Source organism: Neobacillus nitrireducens (assembly GCF_030915405.1).
Classification (GTDB): Bacteria; Bacillota; Bacilli; order Bacillales; family Cytobacillaceae; genus Neobacillus.
In genome coordinates this window covers 5,006,687-5,016,818 of sequence record NZ_CP133262.1, presented here as the reverse complement: position 1 = coordinate 5,016,818, position 10,132 = coordinate 5,006,687, and the positions used below count along the sequence as shown (strand labels likewise).

Annotated in this window: 8 protein-coding genes and 2 tRNA genes; 3 read left to right on the top strand and 7 right to left on the bottom strand. The window is 39.4% G+C overall.

Going from position 1 to position 10,132, the window contains the following annotated elements; genetic code table 11:
• The first annotated feature begins 41 nt into the window (after window positions 1-41).
• Complete coding sequence (gene bcbE / locus RCG22_RS24655) at window positions 42-1,328, top strand: bacillibactin exporter BcbE (RefSeq protein WP_308105072.1); 1,287 nt, start codon at window positions 42-44, stop codon at window positions 1,326-1,328.
• 29 nt (window positions 1,329-1,357) lie between these two features.
• On the opposite strand, the gene RCG22_RS24650 is transcribed toward bcbE, so the two are convergent.
• From RCG22_RS24650 to RCG22_RS24640, 3 genes are read right to left on the bottom strand one after another with little or no spacing between them, the layout of a single operon-like run.
• Window positions 1,358-3,220 carry a PTS fructose transporter subunit IIABC gene (locus tag RCG22_RS24650; protein ID WP_308105071.1) on the bottom strand — a complete coding sequence of 621 codons (1,863 nt, stop codon included), beginning with the start codon at window positions 3,218-3,220 and terminating at the stop codon, window positions 1,358-1,360.
• Between the two features lie 17 nt (window positions 3,221-3,237).
• Window positions 3,238-4,152 carry a 1-phosphofructokinase gene (pfkB, locus tag RCG22_RS24645; RefSeq protein ID WP_308105070.1) on the bottom strand — a complete coding sequence of 305 codons (915 nt, stop codon included), beginning with the start codon at window positions 4,150-4,152 and terminating at the stop codon, window positions 3,238-3,240.
• Entirely contained in the window at window positions 4,149-4,901 is a 753-nt protein-coding gene (locus RCG22_RS24640; protein ID WP_308105069.1) for a DeoR/GlpR family DNA-binding transcription regulator, read from the bottom strand. The genes pfkB and RCG22_RS24640 overlap by 4 nt, the downstream gene beginning before the upstream one ends.
• Before the next feature lie 198 nt (window positions 4,902-5,099).
• Between RCG22_RS24640 and RCG22_RS24635 the strand changes: the two genes are divergently transcribed.
• Both RCG22_RS24635 and RCG22_RS24630 read left to right on the top strand, forming a co-directional pair.
• Window positions 5,100-5,173: transfer RNA gene (locus RCG22_RS24635), tRNA-Gly, on the top strand.
• Window positions 5,174-5,184: 11 nt separating this feature from the next.
• Window positions 5,185-5,273, top strand: a tRNA-Ser gene (locus RCG22_RS24630).
• Window positions 5,274-5,360: 87 nt separating this feature from the next.
• Here the strand turns inward: RCG22_RS24630 and RCG22_RS24625 are convergent.
• The 4 genes from RCG22_RS24625 to RCG22_RS24610 form a co-directional block, all read right to left on the bottom strand.
• Window positions 5,361-6,266 carry a 4Fe-4S dicluster domain-containing protein gene (locus RCG22_RS24625; RefSeq protein WP_308105068.1) on the bottom strand — a complete coding sequence of 302 codons (906 nt, stop codon included), beginning with the start codon at window positions 6,264-6,266 and terminating at the stop codon, window positions 5,361-5,363.
• Window positions 6,267-6,346: 80 nt separating this feature from the next.
• Window positions 6,347-6,934, bottom strand: coding sequence for a DMSO/selenate family reductase complex B subunit (locus RCG22_RS24620; RefSeq protein ID WP_308105067.1), 588 nt, complete (start codon window positions 6,932-6,934; stop codon window positions 6,347-6,349).
• A 12-nt stretch (window positions 6,935-6,946) separates the two neighbouring features.
• Window positions 6,947-9,340 carry a DMSO/selenate family reductase complex A subunit gene (locus RCG22_RS24615; RefSeq protein ID WP_308105066.1) on the bottom strand — a complete coding sequence of 798 codons (2,394 nt, stop codon included), beginning with the start codon at window positions 9,338-9,340 and terminating at the stop codon, window positions 6,947-6,949.
• Window positions 9,330-10,001: a TorD/DmsD family molecular chaperone gene (locus RCG22_RS24610; protein WP_098262070.1), complete on the bottom strand. Its 672-nt coding sequence runs from the start codon at window positions 9,999-10,001 to the stop codon at window positions 9,330-9,332. Before RCG22_RS24610 ends, RCG22_RS24615 begins: the two co-directional genes overlap by 11 nt.
• Window positions 10,002-10,132 lie beyond the last annotated feature (131 nt).

The window sequence follows — 10,132 nt, the reverse complement described above, 5'->3', positions numbered from 1 at the left end:
TAGTAATAATAGCTTAAACATGAAGGCGGGATAGAAGATTAATGGAACATATTGAACATTTAAGCCAAAATCCAAAAGCTGCAAAAAAGAAACAATCTGCAGCTGGACAAAAGCGGTCCGATGAGATATCTAATCAAAAGTGGGCGATCCTATCACTGTCTTCCATTCCTTTAGTCATGACATTGGGGAATTCAATGTTAATACCAGTTCTACCTTCAATGGAAAGTAAATTATCCATATCTTCTTTCCAAACAAGTATGATTATTACGGTTTATTCGATTGTTGCTATTTTTTTAATACCTGTTGCAGGATACTTATCAGATCATATCGGTCGAAAAAAGGTTATTATCCCCAGTCTCATCATAGCAGGAATTGGCGGACTCATCTCAGGATTTGCCGCATGGAAACTCGATGATGCGTATTGGATTATTTTAGCAGGCCGCGCCCTCCAAGGGGTCGGTGCTGCAGGAGCTGCCCCTATTGTCCTGCCCTTGGTTGGTGATATGTTTAAGAATGAGGATGATGTTAGTTGTTGTTTGGGTCTAATAGAAACATCCAATACATTTGGTAAGGTATTAAGCCCTATTTTAGGGGCTTTTCTAGCGGGATTTATTTGGTTTATACCTTTTTTTTCTTTCCCTGTTTTTTGTGCTATTTCCGTCTTGATGATCATGTTTCTGGTTAAAAGTCCAAAATCAACTAATAAACCAATTCCCTTTAAAGAATTTTTCAGCAATGTGAAAAAAACCTTTACAGAAAAGGGTCGCTGGCTTTATGCAATATTTTTTATTGGCGGCATCCTGATGCTAGTCCTGTTTGGGATTTTGTTTTACCTTTCGGAGATTTTTGAAAAGGAATATGGCATTAAAGATATTAAAAAAGGGTTTTTTCTGGCATTACCACTCGGTGCACTTTGTCTTTCATCCTTTATAAGTGGCAAGGTGATCAAGAAAAACAAGATATTGATGAAATGGATAACCTTTGCTGGAATTCTCGCTACAGCCTTATCCATAGGTGCATTATGGTTTTCAATCAAGCTTTGGTACATGATCACCATGTTTCTTATCAGCGGAGTTGGTATCGGTGCAGGTCTTCCATGCTTAGATGCATTAATTACCGAAGGCGTTGAAAAAGAAGAAAGAGGAACGATTTCTTCTATTTACAGTTCGATGAGATTCATCGGAGTAGCTGCTGGACCTCCGATTATTGCTTTGTTATTAAAAAATGCGACTCATTGGATTTTTATTCTTTTGGGTAGTTTCAGTATCATTGCAGCACTTGTTGCATTGCTAGCTATCAAGCCTCAAGGACAGGAACAAAAGGGCTGAGGAAATTTCCTCAGCCCTTTCATTTCGTCTTATTTCACTGGTTTTTTTAGAAAACCAATTAATAGTGCGGATACAACTGAACCCACTAAAATAGCCAGTGCGTAAAGAAGAGCACCATTTTCAACCAATGGAACTACGAATATTCCGCCATGCGGAGCACGGAGCCCAATTCCAAAGGCCATTGACAACGCACCTGCGATTGCTGAACCTGCCATAACCGAAGGAATGACACGCAATGGGTCGGCTGCGGCAAATGGAATTGCCCCTTCAGTAATAAAGGATAAGCCCATAACATAACATGCTTTTCCCGCATCTCTGTCCAGGTCATTAAATTTATTTTTGAAAAATGTAGTTGCGAGCGCAATTGCGAGCGGTGGTACCATACCAGCGGCCATAATGGCAGCCATTGGCTCATATACGCCGCTTGCTAATAAACCTGTTCCAAATACATAGGCAGCTTTGTTAACTGGACCACCCATATCAAAGGACATCATAAGACCAAGAACGATACCTAATAGTACTGCATTACCGGTACCAAGACCTGTCAACCAATCCGCAATTGTTCCATTTAACCAAGCAACTGGTTTGTTTACTACATAAAGCATGATGAAACCTGTGATTGCTATACCAAAAAGAGGGTAAATTAGGATACTTTTAATACCTTCTAAAGATCTTGGAAGTCCAGCAAATACTTTCTTAAGAAGAAGGACAACATAACCTGCTAGAAAACCTGCAACCAATCCGCCAAGGAATCCAGCTCCACCACTTGCAGCCATCATTCCACCAACCATACCTGGAGCAAAACCTGGCCGATCTGCAATACTAAGGGCGATAAACCCTGCAAGTACAGGTACAATAAGTCCAAATGCGTTACCGCCGCCAATCGTCATTAATGCTTCTGAAATCTGGTTATACGAGGGATCGTCAGGCTTAAATGAGTTATAACCAAACATAAAGCAAATGGCAATTAGAATTCCACCACCGACAACAAATGGCAGCATATTTGAAACACCATTCATTAAGTGCTTATAAAAGCCAGTACGTGACCCTTTTTGGTCGGATCCTTTTTCACTTTTCCCGCCATTCCCTCGATAAATAGGTGCATCCTGTTTTAGGGCTTTATCTAATAGTTGCTCAGGGCGGCGAATTCCTTCAGCTACCGCTGCTTGAATGACGTGTTTGCCGTTGAAACGTTCCATTTCAACATTGATATCTGCTGCAATAATGACAGCTGTGGCGTTATCAATTTCATCTGTTGTCAGGACATTTTTGGCACCGCCCGAACCATTTGTCTCTACCTTTATATCTACACCCATTTCAACTGCCTTAGCTTTTAAGGAATCGGCTGCCATATAGGTATGGGCAATACCTGTGGGACAACCTGTAACTGCCACAATAAAATTCTTTTTATTCGTTAATACCGTTTCTTGCTTTTCCTCTTTGTCATATCGGTTAATCGTGTCAATGATTTCTTCAGGAGTTGTTGCCTTTAAAAGCTCATACCTTACTTCCGCTTTCATTAGCAAACCAGATAGTCTTGCTAATGCTTCTAAATGTGTATTATTCGCACCTTCCGGGGCAGCAATCATAAAGAATAAATGTGCAGGTTTCCCGTCTAATGACTCATAATTAACACCTGCGGCAGATTTCCCAAAGACAATCGCTGCTTCATTTACTACCTTTGTTTTCGCATGCGGAATGGCAATTCCATCCCCAATACCTGTTGTACTTTGTTCTTCACGTTTTAAGATTGAAGCTTTAAATTCAGTACGGTCCGATATTTTCCCCGCCTTAAACAGGACCTCAACAAGCTGATCAATCGTGTCTTCTTTTTGGTTACCTTCAATATTTAATAGAATCGTATTTATTGATAATAATTCAGTAATTTTCATGATTGTTTTTCTCTCCCTTAACGAATCTCTTTAATATGAACTTGCGGAAGAAGTTCTTCTACTTTTTCCTTCGAGCATAAGCCTAGTGAAAAGGCAGTTGCACTACCTGATGCAACACTATACCGAAAAGCTTCTTCAATCTCTCTAGTTCGCTCATATGCCGCCAAGAAACCAGCAACCATAGAATCCCCTGCACCAACTGAATTTTTCACTTCACCACTTGGAACTTTTGCAAAAAGTACTTTTTCGCTATTGATCAGCACCGCCCCTCTGCCAGCTAATGAAACAATGACATTTTCCGCACCCATTTCTACGAGCTTTTTGCCATAAGGGATCACTTCTTCTGCGGTAGTAATGCTTGTATCAAATAATTCACCTAGCTCGTGATGATTCGGCTTGATTAAAAATGGGTGATAGGGAAGGACCTTTTTTAATAAATCTCCTTCTGCATCCACAACAAATTGTGCTCCGTTTTCTTTGCAAATTTTTACAAGTTCCTCATAGGTTGTTTTAGGTAAGCTAGCAGGGATACTTCCAGCTAGTACTAATAAATCTTCTGCTCCTAAGTGTTGAATTTTTTGTTTTAGAAGTGCGAAGTTTTGTTCTGAAATGTTTGGACCCAAGGCATTAATTTCTGACTCTTGACCCGTTTTAATCTTTACATTGATGCGTGTATCTTCATCAACCTGAACAAAATTCGTATCAATTTCTTCATTTTGGAGATATTGTTCAATATAAGCTCCAGTAAAGCCGCCAATAAACCCAAGTGCCTTACTTTTGCTTCCAAATTGTTTTAATACAGTTGAGACATTGATGCCTTTTCCACCTGGAAACTTTGCCTCATTTACTGTACGATTTAGCTCTCCTAGCTGAAAGCTCTCGAGTTTGACTATATAGTCCACTGAAGGATTCAAAGTTAATGTATATATCATGATGTCACTACCTTTATTGTTGTTCTATTTACGTATTGCTTCTGCGTTTCATCATCTGCTTCATCGGTAATAATGGCCGCCTCTTGGATATCGGCAATTTTGGCAAACGAGATTTCAGCAAATTTTGTATGATCCGCTAATACATAGGTTTCTCTTGAAAGAGCAATTGCCTTTTGCTTCACCATTGCTTCCTCCTGGTCTGGAGTTGTAAAGCCAAATTGTGGATGGATACCATTTACACCCATAAAGCATTTATCAAAACGGTATAGTTCTAGGCCCGCTAAAGCTCCCCTTCCGATGAAAGCATTTGTATTCTGCTTTACCAAGCCGCCAATTAAATAGGTTGAGATGCCTTTATCCAATAATGGTTTTAAATGCATTAACCCATTTGTGACAACAACGATTTCCTTTGACGGAAGGAATTCAATCATTTCAATCACAGTTGACCCAGCATCAAGATAAATGCAGTCACCCTCTTCTACTAAACTGGCTGCATATTGGGCAATCAACCGTTTCTCTTGAAGGTTTTTGGAGGATTTCTCAATCATACTAGGCTCTTGAAGCTTCCCTTGTAATCTTGAGGCACCTCCATGGATTCTCTTTAAGAACTTTTGGTCCTCTAATTGTGAAAGATCTCGGCGAATTGTTGACTCCGAAGAATCGGTTAACTCCATAATTTCATTTATTTTAACTACATTTTTAGCTTTTAATAATTGCATTATGATTCGATGACGTTCTGGCGTTAACAAGGCATCACCACCTGGATTTTTTATTCTTCATAATTACATAATACTGAAAACGATTGCACAAATCAATCATTTTCTTTCAAAAACAATCAAAATTTGAACGTCTTTGAATGTTATTTGAAATTTTCTTGGATTGCAAAATTTTTTCTACACTAAATTTTATTATTATGATATAATGTATATGGTTATTTAGGAGATGATGCGGGTGTGGTTTAATGGTAGAATTTCAGCTTCCCAAGCTGACGGCGGGGGTTCGATTCCCCTCACCCGCTCCATAATATATAATGGAGAAGTACCCAAGTGGTTATAAGGGGGCGCACTCGAAATGCGCTAGGACGGCTAACCGTTGCGTGAGTTCGAATCTCATCTTCTCCTTCATACGTATTCTTTCAAAACACGCCGAATTATCGTGTTTTTATTTATTTAAAAAACGCCGGAGATTTCCGGCGTTTTTTCGTTGTCTTATTGATAGGGGCTTAACCATTCAGGATCCCTATTCACACAGACCGGACATTTCACCGTTTCTGCTTGTAACGAGTGAAATGATTGGCCACAATCTAAGCATTTCTTAGCATGAATAGGTTCCTGATAATTAACTTTTTTCTTTATTTGTGGAGTTATTTGAATGGCATCCTCTAGACAAATATCTACACAATCGGTGCAGTTTACACAATTATTACTTTCGATTTGTAAACTAGTGTCCTTTAATTGAAACACCTTTTGGTTGCAAAAGGTAAAACAAGCTTTACAAAATGTACATTTGTCTTTATCCAGCTCTACTGTGTAAAATTGATATTCCGGGTAATAGTTTGCTAGGGTCCACTCATTTGCTTCCAGTTTCCATGAAGCCGGAGTCAAACTTTTAGCTAGCTTTTTCCCACCTGACTGCATTGAAGTGAATAAATCTCTCCGCGAAAGTTTTTCAACATTTTTTCTCTGAACCACCTCAATGGATCTTTGATCGAGTTGACCTAACATCCTATTGGTCTCAGTTAGTACAAATTTCCATTTATCATTGAGTGGAGCTCCGTTAAGTGTAATCGCATGTAGACCTCTTTTTTTATAAATCAACAATTCTTTTTCAGTTGGGGTGTAATCTTCCTTATATATAAGGCTATTTTCTTCGAATTCCCTCGTTACGGCAATTCCTTCGATTGCTGACATCGGACAGGAGATGACACAATCACCACATGATGTGCATTGTGACTGATTGATTTCTATGGATTGCTGATTGATCTCTAATGCCCCGTACTTACACAATTCCAAGCAAAAGGTGCAGGTGGATCGAACATTTTTGTTTCGTGAACATTTATTGGTAATCTTCAAATCTACATGCATACTTTCAAGCCATTTTACCAAAAGAGACATCTGACCACCTTCAATAAAAAGCTGCAGGACCGAATCATCCTAAGTCCTGCAGCTGGTATATTTCTTGTTTCCTACACGCCTCATGAACTAGACAATTTCGCATCTTTGTGCGGAGTTATCACGATGTTAGGATGGGTAATTGCATTACTTGGCATTCCTTTAATTTGACTAACATTGCCATACTTCTTTCTTAACTCTTCAACAGGGCCAAATTCAATCGCCCTCATTGGACAGGTGGCTACACAAACAGGTTCCTCACCCTTTTTCTGCAGATCCATACAAAAATCACATTTATTTGATTTAAAGACCTTCTGATTATATTGTGGGGCACCGTAAGGACATGCTTTTACACATAGTTGAACCCCTTGACAAATATCTTGATCAATCCTAACAACCCCTGTTTCTTTATTCTTCACAATCGCTCCAGTGGGGCAGATTGGCAAGCATTTCGGATTGGTGCAATGATTGCAAGAAATCGAAAAATAAAAGGCTTTGATATTATGGACGATTCCATTGGTCGGTTGCTGAATATACGCTCCTTCTTCATAAGTATATACCCTTCGAAAATTAATTCCGACATCGAGATTATTTTTATCCTTACAAGCCACACTACAGGCTTTACACCCTGAACAGAGGCCTTGGTTAATATAAAATCCTAGCTGTTCCAACTTATTCACTCCCTACGCTTTTTTCACTTCAACTAAGTTCGTTAGTTGTGGATTTGATTTAGCGAGGGCTGTTGGCCGTTGTGAAGTCAGCACATTAACAGAACCCCTTTGGTCAAGTCCATCTTTATCAGGCGTAAACCATGCTCCCTGGGGGATACCCGCCACGCCCGGAGTGATTCTCGGTGTCACCTTTACATCGATATAGATTGAGCCCCGCTCATTATATACCTGAACTCGATCACCAGCTTTTATCCCACGTTTCTCAGCATCTTTTGGATTCATCCACATCTCTTGCTTGGCAGCTTCTTCGAGCCACGCTTGGTTATCATAGGTAGAGTGACATCTCCGTTTATAATGCCAGCTAATCAACTGCAACGGAAACTTGTTAATAATTGGGTCTTGTGGTCCTTCCCATGAAGAAATGTATTTCGCAATCGCTGGAATTTCATCCTGCTGATTCATATCCCATAATGCCTTCGAGAATAGCTCAATTTTACCTGAAGGAGTTTCGAACGGATGTTTCTTAAGGTCGTCAATTTGCTCTTTAAAACCGATAAGTGGTGAATCATATTTAAAATGATGAACCCCGTTTCTTCGGAATTCTTCAAACGAAGGGAAGTCAGGAGTCAACTCTTTCTTTGTCCTCTCCACACTTTCTTTAACAAGGTCAAGTGTCGTTTTACCTTCAGTAAATTTTTCCTTTAGTCCCAATTTATCTGCCACTTCTGCAAACACATCGTATTCATCGCGACATTCAAACAGCGGTTCAATCGTTTTATCACCAAATACAACGTAATCACCAAAACACCAAGGGACGCCAATATCATAGCGCTCAAAGAAAGTAGTTCCCGGCAGCAAAATATCCGCAAACCTTGCACTTGGTGTCATAAAAATATCACTGACTACAATGAACTCTACTTTACTTTCATCTTCAAGAAGCTTAGTTGTTTTATTGATATCAGCATGCTGATTAATTAGCATATTTCCTGCCATATTGAAAATTAATTTGATGTTTGTTGTTAATTTATCAGTACCTTCTAATCCATCCGCTGCTGTCATTTCTGTTCCTTTTTCAACAGCCTTCGTCCAAAGGAAGCATGGAATCGAAGCTTTAACAGGGTTTTCATATGAAAATGGATATACAATGTCCGAACGGCTCCAATATCCGGTCCCGGCGGCCCAACCGCCTAACTTGCCGACATTTCCTGTTAGGCAGGCAAGCTGTGCCCCGCCACGCATGAATTGTTCACCATACGCTTGTCGCTGTGCTGCCCAACCTTGAATTAGGGCAGCAGGCTTAGATTTAGCATATTCCCGTGCAATTTCTCGAATTTTCCCCGCAGGGACGCCGCAAATTCCCTCGGCCCATTCAGGTGTTTTCTCAATCCCATCTTTTTCACCCAATAAATAGCTTTTTAAGGATTCACTCTTTGCTATCCCATCCGGCATATGGTCTCCGTCAAATCCAATACAATATTTATCTAGAAATGCTTGGTCATGTAATTTTTCTTTAACGATAACGTAACCCATTGCATCCATCATCGCATTGTCAGTCGTCGGGAGAATCGGAATCCATTCATCAGCAAAGGCAATGGCTGTATCGGTATAACGCGGGTCAATGACAATGATTTTAGCGCCGTTTCTCTTAGCTTGCATTAAATATTCTCGATATGGTGTAGAAAAAATCATTTCCGATGGATTTTGTCCCCATAAAATAATGTATTTTGAGTGTAAAAGAGAGTCAAAGCTGCTGCCTGTATTATTCGTGCCATATGTATAGGGTGTGGCTACATTTCCTGCTCCGGAACTATAGTCATTTCGATAGTTTAAAAAACCGCCTGTTAGAGACAATAATTTTCTTGCTGCATTTTTCCCGCCATGTAATCCCCAACTTTGACCAGATGCATAGTTTACATATCTTGATTCTGGCCCATATTTATCCCCAATTCGTTTTACTTCAGAAGCAATCGTTTCAATGGCTTCCTCCCAAGATATCCTTTTAAATTTCCCTTCGCCTCGTTTCCCAACCCTTTTCATAGGATACTTTAAGCGATCTGGATCATATAGCATGTTCCGGTAATTTCTACCCCTTACACATGCCCTAAGTGGTGGGGTAGATAGATCGCCGCTTTCTTGTGTATCAGTACTTACTCGAACGACCATCCCATCTTTAACATGTGCTTTGATAACACAGCGGCCACCACAATTATTAATACTGCATGTTGAAATAATTTTCTCCGTATCCTTGGCATTGGCTGTCTTTGGCTCTTCTTTATGATCGACGAGCATCTTTGTACCAATGCCGCCGGCAATAACAGGAATTCCAATTGCGCCTGACCATTTCAAAAATGTACGCCGTTGCATTTTATTTGATAATAGATCCTTCAAGGTATTCTTATCTGACATCAGGTAATGCCTCCCTTACTTCAAGTAAAGTGGTCAAATCAAAAGTTAATAAGTCCTCAAGAAGCATGGATGCTCCGAGGTACAACTGACTATTTGTCTGTTCAATTATTCGTTTACAAAAATATGGAATCCACATCGTTAAATGGTTTTCAAGAAAGTGAATTTGGCTTGATATTAATTCTACTAGTCTATCAGTCTCTGTTTCTTGTAAACATAAATCTACAAGATAAAGCATAAATTCTAATTCGGGTATTAAGTGATCATCAGGTTCATTATTTTCATTTTTGTATTGAAGACCAAAAAGATGGTATTGCTCCCTGATTTGATAAGTCCATTCCTCAAATAGCAAGTGTTCTCTGCTCCGATAATAAGACTCCCAAGGTGGTGCTACTAGCGGGCCCGGCCCAATAAAAAGACGTTGATATTCTTCATTCTCCCTCTCAATTTGTTCAACTGTCATATGTTCAAAAAAATTGCGAAGTATTTTTCCGCCATCATGAATTTCTTCTAATCCCCGCAAATTACCATTATGTTGAATTTCTACTAATAACTCACCTGTAGCGGGTACCGAAAATAGCAAATGAAGGAGCTGATAATATTTTTTTCTAGATAAAAAAAACGGCTGTAATTGAATATGTAATGTTTCTGTCGTTGTATTCATTCTTTCCTCTCCCTATTTGTGAAATAATTCACAAGTATAGTTAATAACTGTCACCACTTTCTATTTTAATGATTACTTCTATACAAATTTATCTTACCTTATTCCTTCAATATAGGAATCCCATATATGGA

Coding starts and splice junctions, on each gene's coding strand:
- bcbE (WP_308105072.1), top strand. CDS start 42: ATGGAACATATTGAACATTTAAGCCAAAATCCAAAAGCTGCAAAAAAG.
- RCG22_RS24650 (WP_308105071.1), bottom strand. CDS start 3,220: ATGAAAATTACTGAATTATTATCAATAAATACGATTCTATTAAATATT.
- pfkB (WP_308105070.1), bottom strand. CDS start 4,152: ATGATATATACATTAACTTTGAATCCTTCAGTGGACTATATAGTCAAA.
- RCG22_RS24625 (WP_308105068.1), bottom strand. CDS start 6,266: ATGTCTCTTTTGGTAAAATGGCTTGAAAGTATGCATGTAGATTTGAAG.
- RCG22_RS24615 (WP_308105066.1), bottom strand. CDS start 9,340: ATGTCAGATAAGAATACCTTGAAGGATCTATTATCAAATAAAATGCAA.
- RCG22_RS24610 (WP_098262070.1), bottom strand. CDS start 10,001: ATGAATACAACGACAGAAACATTACATATTCAATTACAGCCGTTTTTT.